Source organism: Xanthomonas boreopolis, from assembly GCF_046529185.1.
GTDB lineage: Bacteria > Pseudomonadota > Gammaproteobacteria > Xanthomonadales > Xanthomonadaceae > Pseudomonas_S > Pseudomonas_S boreopolis.
Genome location: NZ_CP097162.1, coordinates 1,532,604 through 1,553,859 on the forward strand (window position 1 = coordinate 1,532,604; position 21,256 = coordinate 1,553,859).

Sequence of the window (21,256 nt, forward strand, 5' to 3'; positions counted from 1 at the left end):
CGCCCGCGGCCCGGGCGCCCATATCCGCGGTTTCCAACAGGAGCGCTTCCATGAGCGACACTTCCCGCATCCCCTCCGCGAGGATCCTGCGGACCCTGCATGGCCAGCCGACCTCCGATGGCGCCGGCGTCAAGCTGACGCGCGTCATCGGCACGCCCGAGCTGCCGGACCTGGATCCGTTCCTGATGCTGGACGAGTTCGGCACCGACAGGGCCGAGGACTACATCGCCGGCTTTCCCGAGCACCCGCATCGCGGCTTCGAGACCGTGACCTACATGCTGGACGGGCGCATGCGCCACCGCGACAACCACGGCAACGAAGGCCTGCTGACGCCGGGCAGCGTGCAGTGGATGACCGCCGGGCGCGGCCTGGTGCATTCGGAAATGCCCGAGCAGGAGTCCGGGCGGATGCGCGGCTTCCAGTTGTGGGTGAACCTGCCCGCCAAGGACAAGATGACCGAGCCGAAGTACCAGGAGTTCGCCCCGGACCGCATCCCGGTGGCGACGCCGGCGGACGGCGTCGCGGTAAAGGTGATCGCCGGCCGGGTCGGGGAGGTCGCCGGCCCGATCGTGCAGCCGGCGACCGATCCGCTTTACCTGGATATCGAGCTGGCGCCCGGCGCGAGTTGGGACTACCTGCTGCCGGCCGGGCACAACGCGTTCGCCTATGCCTTCGAAGGAGGGCTGGCAGTGGGCGAGGGCGACGACGCGCGGCCGTTGGAGACGCGGCAGCTGGCCGTGCTCGGCGGCGGCGAACGCCTGCAGCTGCGCGCCGGCCAGCAGGGCGCACGCCTGATCCTGGTCGCCGGCCGGCCGCTGCGCGAGCCGGTGATGCGCTACGGGCCGTTCGTGATGAACACCCGGCAGGAATTGATGCAGGCCTTCGTGGACTTCCAGGAAGGACGCTTCTGAGACCCGCGGCCGGCACCAGCCGGTCGCCTTGCAGCGGAGAACGCATGAGCGAGACCACGATCGTCACCGCGCGCAGCGAGGCTGCGCCGTACCACGTCGTCATCGACGACGGCCGCCATTCGTGGAGCGCCGACACGGTGCCCGCCAATGGCGGCGCCGATGCCGCGCCCGATCCCGAGGCGCTGGTGCTGGGCGCGCTGGGCGCCTGCACCGCGATCACGCTGCGGATGTTCGCCGCGCGCAAGCAGTGGCCGTTGCAGGGCATCACGGTGCACCTGCGGTACGGCAAGCGCGATGCCACCGGGACCGCGATCGAGCGCAACGTCGTACTGCAGGGGGCGCTCGACGACGCGCAGCGCCAGAAGCTGCTGGAGATCGCCGAGAAATGCCCGATCCACCGGCTGCTCACCGGTGAGGTCGGCATCGCCACCACGCTGGCGCCCGCCTGACGCCGCCATCGCGGGGATCCGGTCGAACGGAGGTGGAGATGCCTGGCAGGATCAGGCCGGTCGCGCGCCGCAGGCGTTGCGGCATGCACCGGGAATAGTTCCCGGCGCATCAGCCAATCCGTGCCGGGAAGATGGCGGAGCCGATCGAGATGGACCGGCTCCAGGCCACGCTTGCGCGCGATGCGGCTCGACCCGCCGGCGGGATCTCCGCCGGCGGGTCGAGCGGGTTTCAATGTTTCCCCAGCGCCTTGTAGATCACGCCGCCGAGCGCACCGCCGATCAGCGGCGCCACCCAGAACAGCCACAGCTGGCCGATCGCGCCGCTGCCGGCGAACAGCGCCACGCCGGTGGAGCGTGCCGGGTTCACCGAGGTGTTGGTCACCGGGATGCTGATCAGGTGGATCAGCGTGAGCGCCAGGCCGATCGCGATCGGCGCGAAGCCGGTCGGCGCGTTGGCATGGGTCGAGCCCATGATCACCAGCAGGAACACCGCGGTCAGCACCACCTCGCACAGGAACGCCGCCGCCAGCGAATAGCCGCCCGGCGACAATGCGCCGTAGCCGTTGCTGGCGAATGCGCCGGCCTGGCTGCCGTCGATCGCGAAGCCGGCGCTGCCCTGCGCGATCTGCAACAGGATGAAGCCGGCGAAGATCGCACCCGCGACCTGCGCGACCACGTAGGGCACCAGGTCGGCGAGCGGGAAGCGCCCGCCGGCCCACAGCCCGAAGCTCACCGCCGGGTTGAAGTGCCCCCCCGAGATGTGGCCGAACGCATAGGCGCCGGTGAGCACGGTGAGGCCGAACGCCAGGGCCACGCCGAGGAAACCGATGCCGAGGGGATTGCCGTCGCCGCCGAACTTCGCGGCGAGTACCGCGCTGCCGCAACCGCCGAGGACCAGCCAGAACGTACCGAGGAACTCCGCCGTCAATCGTTTAGCCAGTGACATGGTCGACTCCTGAGCAAGCCCGCCCGGACTGGGCGGGATGCGCCATTCAATACTCGCGCCGCGCCAGGTTCAACAGAGGGGGCTCAGCGGCCGAGCGCCAGGCTGGCCGGTTCCAGGTCCAGGCTCTGCACCAGCGACTGCACCGAGGCCAGCTCGTCGCCGCTCGCGGCATCGATCCAGATCTGGGCATAGCGATGCTTGCCGAGCTCGGCCACGGTGATGCGGCGCGATTCCATTTCAGGCAACTGGCGCCCGCCCAGGTCGAGCCTGTACCAGTACATCGATTCGCCGCCGATCTCGCCCTTCTCGGCGCGGCGATCGCGCGACAGCACGATGCCGGGATCGCGGGTGGTGAACATCAGGCCCACCACTTGCCTGCCTTCGGCATTGGAGGCCTTGCAGGCGAGGTAGTCGCTGCCGGCCTGCTGGTTCCATTGCAGGCCCGAGGACGGTGGCAGGGTGGGACAGGCGGTTTGTTGCTGGGCCCACGCGGACGCGGACAGCAACGACAGGCCGACGAGGCGGAAAGCGGATTTCATTCAAGGTTCCCCGGACAGAAAAGGACCCCGCACATGGAGCGTGCGGCGCTCTCGTGAAGGACCCACGATGGAGGCCATCCGGCGATGCACCGTGTTGCGTCAAGCGTTGCCCGGGCCACCCTCCCCGATCGCCCGTACAGCGCCCCCCCTGGCGCACCCCCGACGTGCCCGGCCAGGCGACCAGGCCGGGCCACGATAACCAAGCCCGGCGGCCGTGACAAATCCCGCCGCGACGGTCTTGCCGCCGGCTCAGGGATAGTTCGGCGGCTTGGGGGCGGGCTGCTCGGGCAGGGGGATGAACTCCTGGTCGTCGCCCGGGATGGTACCGAAGCGGCCGTTGCGCCAGTCCTCCTTGGCCTGTTCGATGCGCTCCCTGGAGCTGGACACGAAGTTCCACCACAGGTGCCGGTGGGCATCGAGGGGCTCGCCGCCCATCAGCATGGCCTTCAGCGGGGTCTTGGCGCGCAGGCGCGCACGGCTGCCGGGTTCGGGGACCACCAGGTGGCGCGCGGGGATGTCCACGCCGTCCAGTTGCGCCTCGCCTTCGAGGATGTAGAGCGAGCGTTCGCGATGGCCGGCGTCGAGATCGACCTCCGCGTCCGGCTCCAGGTCGATCGCGACGTTGAGCGTGTCGGCGAAGACCTTCACCGGCGACTCCTCGCCATAGGCGCGGCCCGCGATCACGCGCAGCCAGGCGCCGCCGCGGCGCTGCTGCGGCAGGGTCGCGGCGGCGTGGTGATAGAACGCGGGCTCGACCTCCTCATGCTCCTTCGGCAGCGCGACCCAGGTCTGCATGCCATGCAGGCGCTGCTCGTTCCGGCGCGCCTGCTGGGGCGAGCGCTCGGAGTGGGCGATGCCGCGGCCGGCGGTCATCCAGTTCACGTCGCCGGGCTGGATCACCTGGTCGGAACCGAGCGTGTCGCGGTGCTGGATCGCGCCGGCCCACAGGAACGTCACCGTGGCCAGGCCGATGTGCGGATGCGGGCGCACGTCGATGCCGCGGCCGGGCTCGAACACCGCCGGCCCCATGTGGTCCACGAACACGAACGGGCCGACGCTGCGCATCTGCAGGGTCGGCACCGCACGGCGCACGGTGAGGCCGTCGCCCAGGTCGTGGGTGCGGGGATCGATGATCGTGGTCATGCGCGGGCTCCGGCGTGGATCGAGGCGGCAGGATGGCACGGGCAGTGGCGAGGAGGGGTCACGGCGGGGAAATGGGGTGTTCCAGCGGCGGCATGTCGCCGCGGCGCGAGGCCAGGCGGTCCGCCAGCCGGGTCGGTTCGGGCAGCCGGTAGCCGCGCAGCGTGCGCTGCGTCCAGGCCAGGGCCGAATCGAGGCCGATGCCGTGCCCGGGCGAGACGATCAGCGGATTGCAGCGCGCCTTGCTGCGCAACGCCCAGCCGACCTGCTCGCCGTGCAGCTCGATCGGGGTGTGGTCGCCGGCGGCTTCGCCCGGCGGTTCGAACCGGCCGGCGAGCGGCTTCTTGGCCACGCCCAGCGTCGGCAGCCCGGTCGCCACGCCGAAGTGCGCGGCGATGCCGAGCCGGCGCGGATGGGCGATGCCCTGGCCGTCGATGAACACCAGCTCCGGCCGCCGCGACAGTTGCGCCAGCGCCTGCAACAGCGCCGGCAGCTCGCGGAAGCTGAGCAGGCCGGGCACGTAGGGCGTCGAGGTCGGCACGCGCGCGACCTGCAGCTCGAGCGGCCGCAGCGTGCGCGCGTCCAGCAGCACCGCCGCGGCGCGGGTGGTGGCGCCGGCGTCCTCGAAGCCGACGTCGAAGCCCGCCAGCAGCAACGGGGAGGACGGGAACAGGTCGCGCAGCAGCACCTGCCGCGCCAGTTCCTTCTGCAGCGCGCGTGCGCGCTGGACGCTGCCGTCCCAGCCCGGGAACACGGATGAAGTCTCGGTCATCATGGGCCAAGCATGCACGGGACGGGGCATGCTTGGCGTGACCGGGCTCGGAACGCGTGACGCCGCTACAATCGGCGTCCTCACCCGCGTCCCGGAGATCCGTAGTGACCCGCAAACTCGTATTGCTGCGCCATGGCCAGAGCCAATGGAACCTGGAAAACCGCTTCACCGGCTGGGTGGACGTGGACCTGACCGAGCAGGGCCGCGCCGAGGCCGCCGCCGCCGGCCGCCTGATGAAGGAAGAAGGGCTGCAGTTCGACGTCGCCCACACCTCGGTGCTCAAGCGCGCGATCCATACGCTGCAGGCCGCGCTGGCCGAGCTGGACCAGGACTGGCTGCCGGTGCACAAGAGCTGGCGGCTCAACGAGCGCCACTACGGCGGCCTGCAGGGCCTGGACAAGGCCGAGACCGCCGCCAAGCACGGCGAGGAACAGGTCAAGATCTGGCGCCGTTCCTACGACATCCCGCCGCCGCCGATGGACCTGGAGGACCCGGGCCATCCCTCGCACGACCGCCGCTACGCCGGGCTGGACCGCAAGGCGCTGCCGGCCACCGAGTCGCTGGCGACCACGCTCGAGCGCGTGCTGCCGTACTGGCACGATGCGATCGCCCCGCAGCTGAAGGAAGGCAAGACGGTGCTGGTGACCGCGCACGGCAACTCGCTGCGCGCGCTTTACAAGTACCTCAACGACGTCAGCCGCGAAGAGATCCTGGAACTCAACATCCCGACCGGCATCCCGCTGCTGTTCGAACTGGACGACCAGCTGAACGTGCAGTCCTACCGTTACCTGGGCGATCCCGAGGCCGCCAAGCGCGCCGCCGAGGCCGTGGCCAACCAGGGCAAGGCGAAGTAGGCCCGCCCCGTCGCGACGCAGCAAGCCCGGCCCCGGCCGGGCCTTCCTGCGGCTACGCCGCGGCGGGCATGGGGTCGCCCGCGACGGTTCCGGGCAGTTTCGCGACCACCTTGATCTCGAACTCGAAACCGTACAGCCAGGTCACGCCGATGCCGGTCAGCGTCGGGTGCGGCGCCTCGCCCCAGTATTCGGAGGCGATCTTCCAGATCGCGTCGAACTTCGACGCCGGATCGACGATGAACACGGTCGCGTCGATCACGTCGTCGAAGCTGCAGCCGGCCGCCGCCAGGACCGCGTTGAGATTGTCGAACGCCCGCCGCACCTGCGCTTCCAGGCCCGGCTCGGGCGAACCGTCCTCGCGGCTGCCGACCTGCCCGGAGACGAACAGGAACCCGTTGGAGCGGATCGCCGGCGAATAGCGGTTGCGCTGGTAGAGCGCCTGGCGCCCGGCGGGAAAGACGACATCGCGTGTTGCCATGAAAACCTCCGATGGGGACCGTGGCGGTCCGGTGTCTCGACGATGGCGGTAGCGTAGGCGGCGGGTCCGGCCGGATAAACGCGTCGATCCGGGTATCACCGTTTGTAGAATCCAAACAGTTCCCGGGCGCCGGAGTCGTAAATGGACCGTTTCGATGCGATGCAGGCGTTCGCCCGCGTGGTGGAGACCGGCAGCTTCACCAAGGCCGCCGAGACCTTGCGCACGAGCAAGACCAGCGTGACGCAACTGGTCCAGCAGCTGGAGGCGCGGCTGCGGGTGAAACTGCTCAATCGCACCACCCGCAAGGTCAACGTCACCGCCGATGGCGCCGCCTACTACGAACGCGTGGTGCGCCTGCTTGCCGACCTGGACGATGCCGAGACCGGCCTGTCCGATGCCTCCGCCTCGCCGCGGGGCCGCTTGCGGGTGGACGTGCCCAGTCCGTTGGCCCGGATGATCCTGGTGCCGGCCTTGCCCGACTTCCATGCCCGCTATCCGGACATCCAGATCGACATGGGCGTGAGCGACCGCAGGGTGGACCTGATCGGGGAGGGCGTGGACTGCGTCGTGCGCGGCGGCGAGCTGACCGATCGATCGCTGGTGGCGCGGCGCGTGGGCGATCTGCGGCTCGGCGTCTACGCCGCGCCGGGCTACGTGGCGCGCGCGGGCCGGCCCGCGCATCCTCGCGAACTGGAGGATACCCATCATCGCATCGTGGGTTTCCTGTGGGCGCGCGCCGGCAAGGCGCTGCCGTACGCGATGCGCCGCGGCGGGGAGCGCGTCGAGGTGCGCGGGCGCTACGTGCTCGCCGTCGACGACGGCAATGCCTATCTCGAGGCCGGCCTGGCCGGCCTGGGCATCCTGTGGTTGCCGGATTACATGGCCAAGCCGCACCTGGCGCGCGCCGAGCTGGTGGCGCTGTTCGAGGACTGGCATCTGGAGCCGATGCCGCTGTACCTGGCATTCCCGCCTAACCGGCATGTCAGCGCCAAGCTGCGGGCGTTCATCGATTGGGTGGTCGAACTGATGGCACGGCATGCGCCCGTCGCCGGCCTCGAGAGCGTGCCGCGCGCCGACGATGCGCGCGGGCCGGCCTGGCGGTGCGCATCCGCCGATCCGTGCGCAGCGTGCCGTGCGCGACGTGGCGACGCGGGCTTGCCGGCTCGCACCATGACCAATGGCCGATCAGCGGGCGGCGGCGATCGCATAGGTTGGAGGGCTGCACCGGAAGCGGTGCGTTCCCGATGTCAGGCTGGAGAACCCGATGACCCTCAGCAAGCTCGCCCCACTGTCCCTGGCAGTGGCCATCGCCGTGTCGCTGTCCGCCTGCGGCAAGCCCGAGAATCCGGCAGGAAGCGCCGGCGCGGCCGGCCAGGCGCCGAAGCTCGATCTGTCCAGGATCGATGCGCCGTCCGTGGCGTTCGACGTCACCGACCTGGATCCGTCGGTATCGGCGTGCAGCGACCTCAATGGCTTCGTCAACAGCAAGTGGCTGAAGGCCAATCCGGTCCCGGCCGATCGCACCAGCTGGGGCAGCTTCGAGGTGCTGGGCGAGCGCTCGCTGGCGATCCAGCGCGCACTGGTCGAGCGGGCCGCGGCGGCCACGACGGCGGATCCGATCGAAGCCAAGCTCGGCGCGCTGTGGCGCAGCGGCATGGACGAGGCGGCGATCGACCAGGCCGGCCTGGCCCCGCTGCAACCGCAACTGCAGGCCATCGACGCGCTGGAGGACGGAGCAGCGATCGCCGCCTGGCTGCGCGACAGCTACGCGAAGGGGCAGGGCTTCCTGTTCTCGTTCGGCGGCAATGCCGACTACAAGGATTCCGGGCAGGTCATCGCCTACGCCGGCCAGGGTGGACTGGGGCTGCCCGAGAAGGGCTACTACCTCGACGCCGACAAGGCCGGCATCCGCGACGCCTACGCGGGCTACATCGCCAGGCTGCTGGAGCTGTCCGGCGCCACCACGGCGGATGCCGCGGCACAGGCCAAGGCTGTGCTCGAATTCGAGACCCGCCTGGCCAAGGCCTCGCTGTCGCGCATCGAACTGCGCGATCCGGCCAAACGCTACCATCCGGTCAGCGCGGCCGAGGCCAACCGGATCACCCCGCATTTCGACTGGAACGCCTTCTTCGACGCGCTGAAGGTGCCGGCCGCCGGCAAGTTCTCGCTGAGCCAGCCCGGTTTCTTCGCCGAGCTGGACAGGATGCTGGCCGACACGCCGGCCGATACCTGGAAGGCCTACCTGCGCTTCCACGCCCTGGACGAGGCCGCGCCGTACCTGGCCAAGCCGTTCGAGCAGGCCAACTTCGAGTTCTACGGCAAGGCGCTGCGCGGCCAGCAGGAGATGCTGCCGCGCTGGAAGCGCACTCTCCAGGCGGTCAACGACGCGATGGGCGAGGCGCTCGGCCAGCTGTACGTGCAGGCCGCGTTCCCGCCCGAGTCCAAGGTCGAGATGCAGCACCTGGTGCAGAACCTGTCCACCGCGTTGAAGGCGCGGCTGGAGAAGCTGGACTGGATGAGCGAGGCCACCCGGCAGCGCGCGCTGGAGAAGTGGGCCAGTTTCACGCCCAAGATCGGCTACCCGGACAAGTGGCGCGACTGGAGCGGACTGCAGGTCGGCGAGGGCTACCTGGCCAACATGCAGGCCGCCCGGGCGTTCAACTACCGCTGGCGCCTTGACAAGATCGGCAAGCCGGTCGACCGCACCGAGTGGGGCATGACGCCGCAGACGGTCAACGCCTACTACAACGCCACCAAGAACGAGATCGTGTTCCCGGCGGCGATCCTGCAGCCGCCGTTCTTCGACGCCAAGGCCGACCCCGCGCTGAACTACGGCGGCATCGGCGCGGTGATCGGCCACGAGATGATGCACGGCTACGACGACTCCGGCAGCCAGTTCGACGCCAAGGGCAATTTCGACAGCTGGTGGACGGACGAGGACCGCAAGCGCTTCGAGCAGCGTGCCGACCAACTGGTCGCGCAGTTCGACGGCTACGAGGCGATCCCCGGCGTGCACGTGAAGGGCAGGCTGACCCTCGGCGAGAACATCGGCGACCTGGGCGGCCTGACCGTGGCCTACGACGCGCTGCAGGTGGCGCTGAAGGAAAACCCGGAAGCCGACAAGCCCATCGACGGCTACAGCCAGGACCAGCGTTTCTTCATGAACTGGGCGACGGTGTGGCGCCGCAACTTCACCGACGGCGAGCTGCGGGTGCGCCTGAACACCGACCCGCATGCGCCGGCCAACTTCCGCGCCATCGCCGCGCCGTCGAACATGCCGGCCTACGCCGCGGCGTTCCAGTGCAAGGCGGGCGACCCGATGGTGCGCGCCGGCAAGGATCGCGTGGCGATCTGGTAAGCGCGAGGTCTCGCCGCGGGAGGGCCCGGCGCAATGCCGGGCCTCCTCTGCACACGCGGCCGTGGCGCCGGCCGTGCCTACAATCGGTCCCGTTCCTGGCATGGACCGGCGGATGAAGAAAAAACTGAAGTGGGCCGGCGCCGCGCTGCTGCTGTTCGCGCTGGCGTCGCTGGCCTCCCTGTACGGCTACGGGCGCTTCGCCGAACGCGCGCGCGGCCCCGCTTCGCAGGCGCTGCCGGTGGCGGACGATTCCCCGATCGACCGGGTGGTGGTCCCGCTCACCGCGGCGCATCCGGGGCAGGCGGGGTTCGCGCTGGTCTCGGACAACATCGAGGCCTTCGCGACCCGCGCGATGATGGCCCGCTCGGCCGGCCGTAGCCTGGACCTGCAGTACTACATCTGGCATCCGGATTTCACCGGCAACCTGCTGTACGCCGAGTTGCTGCGCGCCGCCGACCGCGGCGTGCGCGTGCGCCTGCTGCTGGACGACATGAACGTGCACGGCAGCGGCTCGGTGCTGGCCGCGCTCGACCGCCACCCGATGATCGAGGTGCGCCTGTTCAACCCGACCCGCGCGCGCGAGGGCACCCTCGTGCGCGGCGTCGAGCTGCTGCTGCGGTTCTTCAGCATCAACCGGCGCATGCACAACAAGGCCTGGATCGCCGACGGCCGCATCGCGGTGGTCGGCGGGCGCAACATCGGCGACGAATACTTCGACGCCGACAGCGAGATGAACTTCATGGATGCCGACGCCACGGTGATCGGCCCGCCGGTCGGGCAGGCGTCGGCGATCTTCGACGCCTACTGGAACAGCCGCAGCGCGATCCCGCTGGCGGCGCTGGCCGAGGCCAGCCCGGACGCGCTGGACCGCCTGCGCGCCGGGATCGACGCGGGCATGGCCTCGCCCAAGGCGCGGCCGTACCTGCAGCGGCTGCGGCAGTCGCCCAACGTGCGCGACCTGGTCCAGGGCCGCCGCGCCTTGCACTGGACGGCCCGGGCCAGCATCGTGTCGGACCCGCCGCAGAAGGCCGAGGGAGGACGGGCGCAGCCGGACTGGATGACGCCGGTGCTGGTCGACCGGATGGCCAGCGTACGACGCGAGCTGAAGCTGATCTCGCCGTACTTCGTGCCCGGCCGCGAAGGGCTGCGCTGGATCGCCGGCCTGCGCCGGCGCAATGTCGAGGTGGGCGTGCTGACCAACTCGCTCGCCGCCAACGACGTGCTCGCCGTGCACGGCGGTTACGCCGGTTACCGCGTGCCGCTGCTGCGGGAGGGCGTGGAGCTCCACGAACTCAAGCCGCGCGGCGAGCCCTCGGGAAGCCTGTTCGGTTCCAGCGGCGCCAGCCTGCATACCAAGGCCTTCGTGATCGACGGGCGCGAAGGCTTCGTCGGGTCGTTCAACCTCGACCCGCGCTCGATGAACCTCAATACCGAAATGGGGCTGCTGTTCGAGAGCCGCGAGGCCGCCGCCGAGCTGGAGGCGCTGTACCGGGCCAAGACCTCCGCTCGGCTCAGCTACCGGCTGGCGCTGGAGCATGGCGAGCTGCGCTGGCACGACGACGCGGCCTCGCCGCCGCGCACCTGGACGCGCGAGCCGGAGGCGGGCATCTGGCGAAGGATCGCGGCCCGCGCGGTCGGCTGGTTGCCGGTCGAATCGCAACTGTAGCAAGGGACGGGGATGGCTAGCATCCGCGTACACCCGGTAAGGTAGGCGGCAGCCAGGTTCCAGTCGACCTCCATGCTAATAGGCAGCAGGCGCGGTCTCCCGCCCATCAATCTCCGCCAACTGGTCCTGATCCTGTCGGGCGTGTCGGTGGTGCTGACGCTCGCCAGCGTGATGTGGGCGAGCTACAGGGTGCAAAAGGAGCTGTTGATCGACAGTACGCTGGAGGCCAACCGGGTCTATGCGCTCAAGCTGGCCGACACCACGGACTATTATCTCGACGGCGCCAAGCGCATGGTCCGGACCCATGCGCAGTCGCTGGCCGAGCACTGGGGATCGGTCGCCGAACTGAGCCGGGACATCCAGCGCATCCTGGCGGAGTACCAGGGGTTCAATTCCGTCCTGGTGGTCGATGCCGAAGGCCGGGTGGTGACGACCGCGCCGCAGGTGCTGGCACCGGGCACGCGGTTGAACTCGCTGGGCGCGCGGCTGGCGCTGCAGCATCGCGAGGTGCAGGTCAGCCCACCCTACGTGGGCGCGAGCGGGAGACTGGTGGTGGTCGTCTCCAGCCCGATCTTCGCGCAGGACGGACGCTATCTCGGCTACGTGGCGGGCTCGATCTACCTGCACGAGGACAATGCCTTGCACAGGCTGCTGGGCGAGCACTACTACAAGGACGGTTCGTACCTGTACGTGGTGGACGGCGACCGCCGGGTGATCTACCACCGCGATACCGAGCGCATCGGCGAGCGCATCGACGACAACGCGGTGGTCGACCGGGTATTGGCGGGCAAGGCCGGCAGCATGCAGGCGCCGAACAGCCGCCGCGTGCAGATGCTTGCCGGGTTCTCTCCGCTCAGGTCCGTGCATTGGGGGGTGGTGGCGCAGCGCCCGCTCGACACCACGCTGGCCCGGTTGGACGCGCTCTCGCGCCGGCTCGTGCTGTACACGCTGCCGCTGCTGCTGGTCACGCTGGGCCTGATCTGGTGGCTGTCGCGGTTGATCGCGCTGCCGCTGTGGAAGCTGGCGCGGCGCGCGCAGATCATGGAGGAAGCGGGAGCGGAGCAATCGATCCAGGGCGTGCGGGCCTGGTACTACGAGGTCGCACAGCTCAAGCGCGCGATCCTGGCCGGCCTGTCGGCGATGAGCAGCACGATCCGCCGGCTGAACACGGAATCGCTCACCGATCCGTTGACCGGCCTGCTCAATCGCCGCGGCTTGCAGGAGTTCCTGGAGCAATGGCGCGAGGCCGGGCGCGGTTTTTCGGTGATCGTGCTGGACATCGACCACTTCAAGGCGATCAACGACACCTGGGGCCACGACAGCGGCGACCGCGTGCTGTCCGCGCTCGGGGGCGTGATCGGCAAGGCGTTGCGTCCTGGCGACGTATCCTGCCGCAGCGGCGGCGAGGAGTTCACCATCCTGCTGCCGGACACGCCGCTGGAGCTGGGAACGCAGACTGCGGAGCGGCTGCGGCAACTGGTGGAAGAGACGCTGCTCGGCATGGACGTGGCGATCACCATCTCGCTCGGCGTGGCGCACTTCCCCGATACCGCGGACGAAGTGGCGGCGGTCCTCAAGCAGGCCGATCGCGCGCTCTACCAGGCCAAGGAGCAGGGACGCAATCGCACCGTGCAGGCCGGCTAGGGCCGTTGGCGCGACGGCCCTAGCCTCGCGAGGGCGAGGCCAGGGCGTCGGGAAGATGCCTCAGCCCGGCCGCAGCGTCGCCAGCAAGGCCTTGGCGGCGTTGAAGCGGTCGGCGGGCTCCGGGAGCGGGTGCTTGATGCGCAGCTTGTCCGGCCCATCCATCGCGTAGAGCCTGGGCTGTTTCTGGATCAGCTGGATCACCGCCATCGGGTCGATGTCCGGCTTGGCCTCGAACACGATGCGTCCGCCGTTCTCGCCCAGTTCCAGCTTGCGCACGCCGAGCGCGCTGGCCTGCAGCTTGAGTTCGGCGATGGCGAACAGGTGCTTGACCGGGTCGGGCAACAGCCCGAACCGATCGATCATCTCCACCTGCAGTTCGCGCAGCGCCTCGCCGTCGCGCGCGCTGGAGATGCGCTTGTACAGGGTGAGGCGGGTGTGCACGTCGGGCAGGTAGTCCTCGGGGATCAGCGCCGGCACGTGCAGCTCGACCTCGGCGCCGCGCGCTTCCTCGCCGGCGTCCAGGTCCGGCAGCTTGCCCTGCTTGATGCTGCGCACCGCGCGTTCGAGCAGCTCGGTATAGAGGCTGAAGCCGACCTCGGCCATCTGCCCGCTCTGGTCCTCGCCGAGCAGCTCGCCGGCGCCGCGGATCTCCAGGTCGTGGGTGGCCAGGGTGAAGCCCGCGCCCAGTTCGTCCATCGAGGCGATGGCTTCCAGGCGCTTCTCGGCATCGGGCGTCATCGAGCGCCGGTCGGGCACCACCAGGTAGGCGTAGGCGCGGTGGTGGGAACGACCGACACGGCCGCGCAGCTGGTGCAGCTGGGCCAGGCCGAAGCGGTCGGCGCGGTTGATGATGATGGTGTTGGCGTTGGGGATGTCGATGCCCGATTCGATGATCGTGGTCGACAACAGCACGTTGAAGCGCTGCTTCTGGAAATCCAGCATCACCTTCTCCAGCTCGCGCTCGGGCATCTGCCCGTGCGCGATGCCGATGCGGGCCTCCGGCACCAGCTCGGCCAGGTCGCGCTGCATGCGGCCGATGCTTTCCACGTCGTTGTGCAGGAAGTACAGCTGGCCGCCGCGCGAGAGCTCGCGCTGGAACGCCTCGCGCAGCAGCGCGTTGTCCCACTGGGTGATGAAGGTCTGCACCGCCAGCCGGTTCGGAGGCGGCGTGGCGATGATCGACAGGTCGCGCAGGCCGCTCATCGCCATGTTCAGCGTGCGCGGGATCGGCGTGGCGGTGAGCGTGAGCAGGTGCACGTTGGCGCGCATCGCCTTGAGCGCCTCCTTCTGGCGCACGCCGAAGCGCTGCTCCTCGTCGACGATGACCAGGCCCAGGTCCTTGAACTTCACGTCCGGCTGCAGCAGCCGGTGGGTGCCGACGATCACGTCGATGGTGCCGGCGGCCACCTTTTCCAGCTCGGCCTTGATCTCCTTGGTGCTCTTGAAGCGCGAGAGCACCTCGACCTTGAGCGGATAGTCGGCGAAGCGGTCGCGGAAATTGCGGTAGTGCTGCTCGGCCAGCAGCGTGGTCGGCACCAGCACCGCGACCTGCTTGCCGGCGCTGGCGGCGGCGAACGCGGCGCGCACCGCGACCTCGGTCTTGCCGAAGCCGACGTCGCCGCACACCACGCGGTCCATCGGCTGGCTGCTGGCGAGATCGCGCAAGGTGGCGTCGATGGCGGCGAGCTGGTCTGGGGTTTCCTCGAAGGGGAAGCCGGCCGCGAACGGCTCGTACATCGCGCGGTCCACCTGCAACGCCAGCCCGGCGCGGGCCTGGCGGCGCGCCTGGATCTCCAGCAGCTCGGCGGCCACGTCGCGGACCTTCTCGGCGGCCTTGCGCTTGGCCTTGGCCCATTGCTCGCCGCCCAGCGAGTGCAGCGGCGCGGTTTCCGGGGATGCGCCTGAGTAGCGGCTGATCAGGTGCAGCTGCGCGACCGGCACGTACAGCCGGTCGCCCTTGGCGTATTCGATCTCGAGGAATTCGCCGGGCATGCCGCCCACGTCCATCGCGATCAGTCCGCGATAGCGGCCGACGCCGTGATCCTCGTGCACGATCGGCGCGCCCTCGGTCAGCTCGCCGAGGTCGCGGATGATCGCTTCCGGCTCGCGCCCGGCGCGGCGGCTGCGGCGCGGCTGGGTGGCCCGCTCCGGGAACAGCTGGCGCTCGGTGAGCACCGCGACCTGGGGGTCGTCGAGCGCGAAGCCGTCTTCCAGCGGCGCGACGGCTATGGCGAAGCGCGGCAGCCCTTCCTGTCCTTCGGGTCGCCTTCCCCCGGGAAGAGAAGGGAGGAAGGCCGCGAAATCGGGGAGCACCGCAGGCCGCAGTTCCGCCGCCGCCAGCACTTCCAGCAAGGCCTCGCGTCGGCCGGGGGAATCGGCGGCGATCAGCACGCGCCCGGGATAGTGGGCGATGAAGGATTTCAGCGCCTGTCCGGCGGGCGCGTCCTTGGCCGCCACCGGCAGCGGCGGCAGCGGCTGGTCGCCGAGCGCGCTGGCCTTGTCGAGGTTGGCGTGCTCGGGCGGCCAGACCTCGATGCGCGGCAGCGCGTTCAGGCGCTCGCGCAGCGCGTCCGGCACCAGGTACAGCTCGGCCGGCGGCAGCAACGGGCGCTCCACGTCGTGGCGGCGCTGCTCGTAGCGGTTCTGCGCCTGGGTCCAGAACGCGTCGGCGGCGTTGGACACGCCCGGCGCCACCAGCGCCAGCACGCTCTTGTCGAGATAGTCGAACAGCGTCGCCGTGGCCGGTTCCTTCGCCGCGCGCGCCGGCTCGAAGAACAGCGGCAGGTAGTACTCGATACCGGACGGCGCCAGGCCTGCCTTGAGGTCCTGGTACAGCGCGCTGCGCCGGGTGTCGACGTCGAAGCGCTCGCGCAGGCGCGCCAGCACCCGCTCGACGCTGGCCTCGTCCATCGGCACCTCGCGGCCCGGCAGCATCTTCACCGCGTCCACCCGGTCGAGCGAACGCTGCGACTCCGGGTCGAACTCGCGGATCGAGTCGATGTCCTCGTCGAGCAGCTCGATCCGCAGCGGCGCGGTGGCGCCCATCGGGAACACGTCGAGCAGGCCGCCGCGCACGGCGAAGTCGCCCGGGTCCATCACCTGCGGCACGTTGCGGTAGCCGGCGCTTTCCAGCCGGCGCTTCTCCGCGTCCAGGTCCAGGCGCTGGCCGACCTTCAGGTCGAAGCTGCCGCCGACGATGTAGCTCAGCGGCGCCAACTGCTGCATCAGCGTCTGCACCGGCACGATCACGATGCCGCGCTTCAGCGACGGCAACCGGTGCAGCGCGCTCAGGCGCTGGCTGATGATGTCCGGGTGCGGGCTGAACTGGTCGTAGGGCAGCGTTTCCCAGTCGGGGAACGGCACGATCGGCAGCGCCCGACCGTCGCCGAGCAGCGCCTGCAGGTCCGATTCGAGCTGGTGCGCGCCCTGGTTGTCGCGCGCGACCACCAGCAGAGGACCGTCGTGCGACTCGGCGGCACGGGCGATGTACCAGGCCAGCGCGCTTGGAGAGGCAGGGGCGCGCCACCAGGCGCGGAGCTGCCCGGCACGGGGCAGCGGCGGAGCGGGGAGGGGGGAAGGAGACAGCATGACCCCCGATTTTAACGCGCTTGCCCGAGCGGAAGCCTATTCCGCGGCCCGCGCCGATCCAGGGCATGCATCGGGCCTGCTGGAGGAAAGTCCCTGCATGTCAAAAGGGACGCGGCAGCAGCCGCGGGAACAGGCAAGCGAAGCGGGCGCGAAGTTCCGCGCGGACTATGGGGGGCCAAGCCGGCCGGGCCGGGCTACGCTTCCAGCTCGAGCACCATCCGCACCAGCTCCGGCGAGTTCGGGTGCGGGTGCGGCTTGAAGCCGAGCGATTCGGCCAGCTGCAGCATCGGCACGTTGCTGCGCAGCACGTCGCCGAACACCCGGTCGAGGTACTTGCGGCGGGCCCACTTGACCAGCTTGCGCATCAATTGCCGGCCCAGTCCCTGGCCGGTGACGAAGCGGCTGACCAGGATCGTGTACTCGGCTTCGCGCGACCCGGGCAGCACGGCGGCGCGCGCGATCGCGCCGATCACGGCCTCGCCCGGCGGCAAGGTCTCGGCCGCCACCAGCACGATCTCGGTCTTGGGATTGGGATGGGTCAGGCGCTGCACCTGGTCGGAGGTGAGATCGCCCGCCGGGCGCAGCAGCCGGTCGCGGATCTCCGCCGGTTCGAGCAGGCTGAAGGCGCCCTGCAGCGGCGGGCCGTCTTCCGGGCGGATGGGGCGGAGCAGGAGCGTATGGCCATTGGGCAGGGTGAAGTTTTCATGCCATGGGGGCATGCGATTGCGGATGGCCATGTCCGGTATTCCTCAAATAAGGAAGATTCTGGCATTACCCACGGCGGCAGAATGAACGCTTCCGATGCACGCGGCGGAAGCCTGAACAGGGGCCGCGGCGCGACTGTACTCGGCCGGGGCGTGATCCGTTCGTGAACACCGGGTGAAACTCACGCCGGTTGCTTGAGCCACTCCAGGCGGGTGGAAGCGCCGGCCTCGCCGAGGTGCCGCTTGAGCACCGGCAGCGCCGGCGCGAGCACCTGGTCGAACTGCCAGGGCGGGTTGAGCAGCAGCAGGCCGCTGCCGTTGAGGCGCAGCGGCGAATCGTCCGGGCGCACCAGCAGCTCGGCCACCAGCAGCGACTTGGCGGGCAGGGCGGTGGCCTTGCGGAAGAACGGCAACAGGCTGCGGCGCTGCTTGACCGGATACCACACCGCGGCCATCGCCTGCGGCCAGCGCGCGAGGATTTCGCGCAGGCTCTCGACGATCTGGGGGTACTCGGCGTCCTGCGCTTCGTAGGGCGGGTCGATCAGCACCAGGCCGCGCCCGATCCTGGCCGCACCGGCCTTGGGCGGCAGGAAGGCGCGGACCGCGGCGTAGCCGTCGCCGGCATGCACGCGCACGCGCGGATCGTGGGCGAACAGCGCCTCCAGGGCGGCGGCTTCCTCCGGCTGCATCTCGCAGAAGGCGAACCGGTCCTGCCCGCGCGCCGCCTGTGCGGCAAGCAGCGGCGAGCCCGGATAGGCGACCAGGGCGCCCACCGGATTGTCGGCCTGCACGGCGCGCAGGTAGCGTTCCACCACCTCCGGCAGCCGGGGTTGCGCCATCAGCCGCATCACGCCGTCCTCGGCCTCGGCGGTCTTCTTGCTCTCCTCGCCGCCGAGCAGGTAGCGGCCGCGCCCGGCATGGGTGTCGAGGACGAAGAACGGGGTGTCCTTGCGCTTGAGCGCGTCGATCAGGGCGAGCAGGACAATGTGCTTGAGCACGTCGGCGTGGTTGCCGGCGTGGAAGGCGTGGCGGTAGTTCATGGGTGCCAGTGTAGAGGCTTGGGGCTTGGCTGGGTGTGGGTTTTATTGGTTGTTGGTTGGGTGAGAAGGCGGGGGCGAAGGGCCGCTGCTTGCTGGCCACTGGCTCGCGCGGCGCTGAGCGCCATCGGGCTATGCCTGACGGCCGGGGGCGAAGATCCAGGGACTTCCGCGCTATCTATCCGGTCCCTGTGGACCTACTACCGTCATTCCCGCGAAGGCGGGAGGCGCTTTCCAGCAGCCGAACGGCTGATCATCCAGGGACTTTGTTCTTGCTTTGGCTTTTCTCGCTTGAAGCAATAGCTTTCGCCTTCGGCGAGTCACTTTTCTTTGCTTGTGCACGCGCGCTGCAAGAGCAGCGCCGCACGGCGAAGCCGCCCGAAGGGCGCGGCACAGGGAATGTGCCGCGTAAAGAAAAGTAACCAAAAGAAGCGCTTCACAGCAGCCGAACGGCTGATCAAGCACACCCCGCCTGCGCGCCCGCAGCTGTGCTGCGGGTCCGCGGAGCCGGCGGGATTTTTCGACGGGGCTCGTCCGCTACGCGGCCGAGTCCGGGGCATCGCCGCGCGGTGAATGCCCGCCCGCCGGGGCGAAGCGGTGCTTCGCCTTTTTCCGGCGAGCCCTGCCCCGGCGAAAAACGGCGCACTCGTCCGCTACGCGGCCGAGTCCGGGGCATTCGCCGCGCGGCGAATGCCCGCCCGCCGGGGCGAAGCAGTGCTTCGCCTTTTTCCGGCGAGCCCATGTGCGTCGCCCTGCGGGTTTTTCCCGCCGTCTCCGCCGCTTCGGAGGGGCCCCGGTACGTCAACAGCGGAAAGCAACAGCAACGACAAAAATCATAGGCAACAGCAACAGCCTTGGCTCCGGAACTGTTCGGGCTGGTGGAGTGGTTCCGCTGTCTCCATCAAAACAATCCGGTTCCCGCCAGCAGCCACCTGGCCCCCGGTACCGCTATGCTGCGCGCCATGTCCGTTTCCGCCGCCCGTGTCCTCGTCGTGGAGGACGAGCCCGCCATCGCCGATCCGGTGCTGTATGCGCTGCGCAGCGAGGGTTACGCGGTGGAGCACGTGCCGCTGGGGCGGCAGGCGCTGGCGCGGTTGCGCGAGGCGCCCGCGGTCGATCTGGTGCTCCTGGACGTCGGCCTGCCCGACATCAGCGGTTTCGAGGTCTGCAGGGGGCTGCGCGGGTTCACCGCGGTGCCGGTGGTGTTCCTGACCGCGCGCAACGACGAGATCGACCGCGTGCTGGGGCTGGAACTGGGGGCGGACGATTACGTGGCCAAGCCGTTCTCGCCGCGCGAGCTGATGGCGCGGGTGCGTGCGCGGCTGCGCCGCCACGTGCCGGCGGCCGAGGCGGGATGGCAGCGGCACGGCGATTTCGCGATCGATCGCGAGGGATGCCGGGTCCGTTATCGCGACCGGCTGCTGCCGCTGACCCGCTACGAATACAGCCTGCTGGCGGCGCTGCTGGCGCGGCCGGGCGCCATCCTCAGCCGCGCGCAGTTGATGGACCGCGCCTGGGACAGCGACGCCGACAGCGCCGACCGCACCGTCGATACCCACGTCAAGACCCTGCGAGCCAAGCTGCGCGAGGCGGGGGCGACGGTGGACCCGATCCGCACCCATCGCGGGCTCGGCTACGCGATCGAGGCGTGACGTGCGCCTGGGCCTGAAGCTGTTCCTGGGCTTCTTCCTGATCGTCGGGGTCGCCGCGTTCTTCGTGATGCGGGTGTTCGTCAACGAGGTCAAGCCGGGCGTGCGCCAGGCGATCGAGTCCACGCTGGTCGATTCGGCCAACCTGCTGGCCGAGATGGCGGCGCCCGACCTGGCCGCCGGACGCATCCGCGACGGCGCGTTCGCACGCCAGGTGGCGCTCGCCCAGCAGCGCGATCCGCACGCGCTGGTCTGGCGCTTTCCCAAGCGAAGCATCGACTACCGGGTGACGGTGACCGACGCCCGCGGCGTGGTCGTGTTCGATTCCAGCGGCCGCGACCTCGGCCGCGACAATTCGCGCTGGAACGACGTCTACCGCACGCTGCGCGGCGAGTACGGCGCGCGTTCCAGCCCCGAGGACGCCGCGACGCGGGACAGCCCCAGCGTGATGCACGTCGCCGCGCCGATCTACGCGCCCGGCGACCGCCAGCGCCTGATCGGCGTGCTGACCGTGGCGCAGCCGAACCGCAGCATCGAGCCGTTCATCGTGGCCAGCCAGCGCAGCATCCTGCAGCGCGGCGCCTGGCTGGTCGGCATCGCCGCCTTGATCGGCGTGCTGGCGACCTGGTGGCTGTCGCGCGGCATCGGCCGGCTGCACCGGTATGCGCGGGCGGTCAGCGCCGGCGAACCGGTACCGCCGCCGCCGCCGCGCCGCGACGAGATCGGCGATCTCGGCCGGGCCCTGGAGCAGATGCGCCGCAAGCTCGAGGGCAAGGCCTACGTGGAGCAGTACGTGCAGTCGCTGACCCACGAGATGAAGAGCCCGCTGGCGGCGATCCGGGGGGCGGCCGAGCTGCTGCAGGAGCCGCTGCCCGAACCGGAGCGGCAGCGCTTCGTCGGCAACATCCGGTCGCAGGAGCGGCGGCTCACCGAGACCATCGACAAGCTGCTGGCCCTGGCCGAGGTCGAGCAGCACGGCTGGCTGCAGAAGCGTGCGCCGGTGGATGCGGGGGCGCTGCTGCGCCAGGCGGTAGAAGCCACCGCGGTGCAGGCGGCGGCACGCGCGGTGACGCTGCGGATCGACGCGGAGGAACCGTTGCCGGGCCTGGATGGCGATGCCTTCCTGCTGCGCCAGGCGCTGTGCAACCTGCTCGACAACGCGATCGCGTTCTCGCCCGCGGGCGGCGAGGTCGTCCTGGCCGCGCGGCGGGAGGCGGGCGGGCTGCGGCTGAGCGTCGAGGATGCCGGGCCGGGCGTGCCCGACTACGCGCGCGAGCGCGTGTTCGAGCGGTTCTACTCGCTGCCGCGCCCGGACGGGACGCCGCGCAGTTCCGGCCTGGGGCTGCCGTTCGTGCGCGAGGTGGCGCGGCTGCACGGCGGCGAAGCGCGGCTGGACGACCGCGCCGGCGGCGGCGCCCGGGCGGTGCTGTTCTTGCCCGTCGCGCGGACGGCCTGAACCGGCGGGACTTCACGCAGACTTCAAATTCGCCACAAACCGCGCTCACCGTGCGGCCGCAAGCT

General features: G+C 70.2%; 16 protein-coding genes and 1 pseudogene. 9 read left to right on the plus strand and 8 right to left on the minus strand.

The window, feature by feature from the left end; all coding sequences use genetic code 11:
* Nucleotides 1-50: 50 nt before the first annotated feature.
* A complete protein-coding gene (locus M3M27_RS06845; protein ID WP_140718988.1) occupies nt 51-911 on the plus strand; it encodes a pirin family protein in 861 nt (286 codons plus the stop codon).
* A 44-nt stretch (nt 912-955) separates the two neighbouring features.
* A complete protein-coding gene (locus M3M27_RS06850; protein ID WP_140718987.1) occupies nt 956-1,360 on the plus strand; it encodes an OsmC family protein in 405 nt (134 codons plus the stop codon).
* A 229-nt stretch (nt 1,361-1,589) separates the two neighbouring features.
* Here the strand turns inward: M3M27_RS06850 and aqpZ are convergent, their stop codons facing one another.
* The 4 genes from aqpZ to nfi form a co-directional block, all read right to left on the minus strand.
* Nucleotides 1,590-2,306 (minus strand): aquaporin Z, encoded by a 717-nt coding sequence (aqpZ, locus tag M3M27_RS06855; RefSeq protein WP_140718986.1) that lies wholly within the window; start codon nt 2,304-2,306, stop codon nt 1,590-1,592.
* Nucleotides 2,307-2,389: 83 nt separating this feature from the next.
* The gene (locus tag M3M27_RS06860) at nt 2,390-2,845 is read right to left on the minus strand and encodes a hypothetical protein (RefSeq protein WP_140718985.1); all 456 of its coding nucleotides are present in this window, start codon (nt 2,843-2,845) and stop codon (nt 2,390-2,392) included.
* Between the two features lie 249 nt (nt 2,846-3,094).
* Nucleotides 3,095-3,988, minus strand: a complete 894-nt coding sequence (locus M3M27_RS06865) for a pirin family protein (protein ID WP_140718984.1) — start codon at nt 3,986-3,988, stop codon at nt 3,095-3,097.
* Between the two features lie 58 nt (nt 3,989-4,046).
* Nucleotides 4,047-4,757: a deoxyribonuclease V gene (gene nfi / locus M3M27_RS06870; RefSeq protein ID WP_434027556.1), complete on the minus strand. Its 711-nt coding sequence runs from the start codon at nt 4,755-4,757 to the stop codon at nt 4,047-4,049.
* Nucleotides 4,758-4,861: 104 nt separating this feature from the next.
* Here nfi and gpmA point away from each other — a divergent pair, with 104 nt between their 5' ends.
* A complete protein-coding gene (gene gpmA / locus M3M27_RS06875) occupies nt 4,862-5,611 on the plus strand; it encodes a 2,3-diphosphoglycerate-dependent phosphoglycerate mutase (protein WP_140718982.1) in 750 nt (249 codons plus the stop codon).
* 52 nt (nt 5,612-5,663) lie between these two features.
* Here gpmA and M3M27_RS06880 read toward each other — a convergent pair whose 3' ends face one another.
* Entirely contained in the window at nt 5,664-6,089 is a 426-nt protein-coding gene (locus M3M27_RS06880; RefSeq protein ID WP_140718981.1) for a RidA family protein, read from the minus strand.
* Between the two features lie 141 nt (nt 6,090-6,230).
* On the opposite strand from M3M27_RS06880, the pseudogene M3M27_RS06885 reads away from it, so the two are divergent.
* From M3M27_RS06885 to M3M27_RS06900, 4 genes and pseudogenes are all read left to right on the plus strand, one after another.
* A pseudogene (locus tag M3M27_RS06885) lies at nt 6,231-7,136 on the plus strand (LysR substrate-binding domain-containing protein); the annotation flags it as partial.
* Nucleotides 7,137-7,353: 217 nt separating this feature from the next.
* Nucleotides 7,354-9,447, plus strand: a complete 2,094-nt coding sequence (locus tag M3M27_RS06890) for a M13 family metallopeptidase (RefSeq protein WP_140718979.1) — start codon at nt 7,354-7,356, stop codon at nt 9,445-9,447.
* 112 nt (nt 9,448-9,559) lie between these two features.
* Nucleotides 9,560-11,113, plus strand: a complete 1,554-nt coding sequence (locus tag M3M27_RS06895) for a phospholipase D family protein (protein ID WP_434027557.1) — start codon at nt 9,560-9,562, stop codon at nt 11,111-11,113.
* A 72-nt stretch (nt 11,114-11,185) separates the two neighbouring features.
* The gene (locus M3M27_RS06900) at nt 11,186-12,757 is read left to right on the plus strand and encodes a GGDEF domain-containing protein (RefSeq protein WP_140718977.1); all 1,572 of its coding nucleotides are present in this window, start codon (nt 11,186-11,188) and stop codon (nt 12,755-12,757) included.
* Nucleotides 12,758-12,817: 60 nt separating this feature from the next.
* Here M3M27_RS06900 and mfd read toward each other — a convergent pair whose 3' ends face one another.
* The 3 genes from mfd to M3M27_RS06915 all read right to left on the minus strand — a co-directional run bounded on the left by mfd (nt 12,818) and on the right by M3M27_RS06915 (nt 18,089).
* On the minus strand, nt 12,818-16,345 hold the full coding sequence (mfd, locus tag M3M27_RS06905; protein WP_434027558.1) for a transcription-repair coupling factor: 3,528 nt from the start codon (nt 16,343-16,345) through the stop codon (nt 12,818-12,820).
* 194 nt (nt 16,346-16,539) lie between these two features.
* Complete coding sequence (locus M3M27_RS06910; protein WP_140718975.1) at nt 16,540-17,082, minus strand: GNAT family N-acetyltransferase; 543 nt, start codon at nt 17,080-17,082, stop codon at nt 16,540-16,542.
* A 149-nt stretch (nt 17,083-17,231) separates the two neighbouring features.
* Complete coding sequence (locus M3M27_RS06915) at nt 17,232-18,089, minus strand: 23S rRNA (adenine(2030)-N(6))-methyltransferase RlmJ (RefSeq protein WP_434027559.1); 858 nt, start codon at nt 18,087-18,089, stop codon at nt 17,232-17,234.
* Nucleotides 18,090-19,036: 947 nt separating this feature from the next.
* On the opposite strand from M3M27_RS06915, the gene creB reads away from it, so the two are divergent.
* Together creB and creC are read left to right on the plus strand one after the other, a co-directional pair.
* On the plus strand, nt 19,037-19,738 hold the full coding sequence (gene creB, locus M3M27_RS06920) for a two-component system response regulator CreB (RefSeq protein ID WP_434027560.1): 702 nt from the start codon (nt 19,037-19,039) through the stop codon (nt 19,736-19,738).
* A 1-nt stretch (nt 19,739) separates the two neighbouring features.
* Entirely contained in the window at nt 19,740-21,191 is a 1,452-nt protein-coding gene (gene creC, locus M3M27_RS06925) for a two-component system sensor histidine kinase CreC (RefSeq protein WP_434027561.1), read from the plus strand.
* Nucleotides 21,192-21,256 lie beyond the last annotated feature (65 nt).

Bases quoted from the DNA above. Each gene is read 5' to 3' on its own strand.
- M3M27_RS06845 (WP_140718988.1), top strand. From the start codon at position 51: ATGAGCGACACTTCCCGCATCCCCTCCGCGAGGATCCTGCGGACCCTG.
- M3M27_RS06850 (WP_140718987.1), top strand. From the start codon at position 956: ATGAGCGAGACCACGATCGTCACCGCGCGCAGCGAGGCTGCGCCGTAC.
- aqpZ (WP_140718986.1), bottom strand. From the start codon at position 2,306: ATGTCACTGGCTAAACGATTGACGGCGGAGTTCCTCGGTACGTTCTGG.
- M3M27_RS06860 (WP_140718985.1), bottom strand. From the start codon at position 2,845: ATGAAATCCGCTTTCCGCCTCGTCGGCCTGTCGTTGCTGTCCGCGTCC.
- M3M27_RS06865 (WP_140718984.1), bottom strand. From the start codon at position 3,988: ATGACCACGATCATCGATCCCCGCACCCACGACCTGGGCGACGGCCTC.
- nfi (WP_434027556.1), bottom strand. From the start codon at position 4,757: ATGACCGAGACTTCATCCGTGTTCCCGGGCTGGGACGGCAGCGTCCAG.
- M3M27_RS06880 (WP_140718981.1), bottom strand. From the start codon at position 6,089: ATGGCAACACGCGATGTCGTCTTTCCCGCCGGGCGCCAGGCGCTCTAC.
- M3M27_RS06890 (WP_140718979.1), top strand. From the start codon at position 7,354: ATGACCCTCAGCAAGCTCGCCCCACTGTCCCTGGCAGTGGCCATCGCC.
- M3M27_RS06895 (WP_434027557.1), top strand. From the start codon at position 9,560: ATGAAGAAAAAACTGAAGTGGGCCGGCGCCGCGCTGCTGCTGTTCGCG.
- M3M27_RS06900 (WP_140718977.1), top strand. From the start codon at position 11,186: ATGCTAATAGGCAGCAGGCGCGGTCTCCCGCCCATCAATCTCCGCCAA.
- mfd (WP_434027558.1), bottom strand. From the start codon at position 16,345: ATGCTGTCTCCTTCCCCCCTCCCCGCTCCGCCGCTGCCCCGTGCCGGG.
- M3M27_RS06910 (WP_140718975.1), bottom strand. From the start codon at position 17,082: ATGGCCATCCGCAATCGCATGCCCCCATGGCATGAAAACTTCACCCTG.
- M3M27_RS06915 (WP_434027559.1), bottom strand. From the start codon at position 18,089: ATGAACTACCGCCACGCCTTCCACGCCGGCAACCACGCCGACGTGCTC.
- creB (WP_434027560.1), top strand. From the start codon at position 19,037: ATGCTGCGCGCCATGTCCGTTTCCGCCGCCCGTGTCCTCGTCGTGGAG.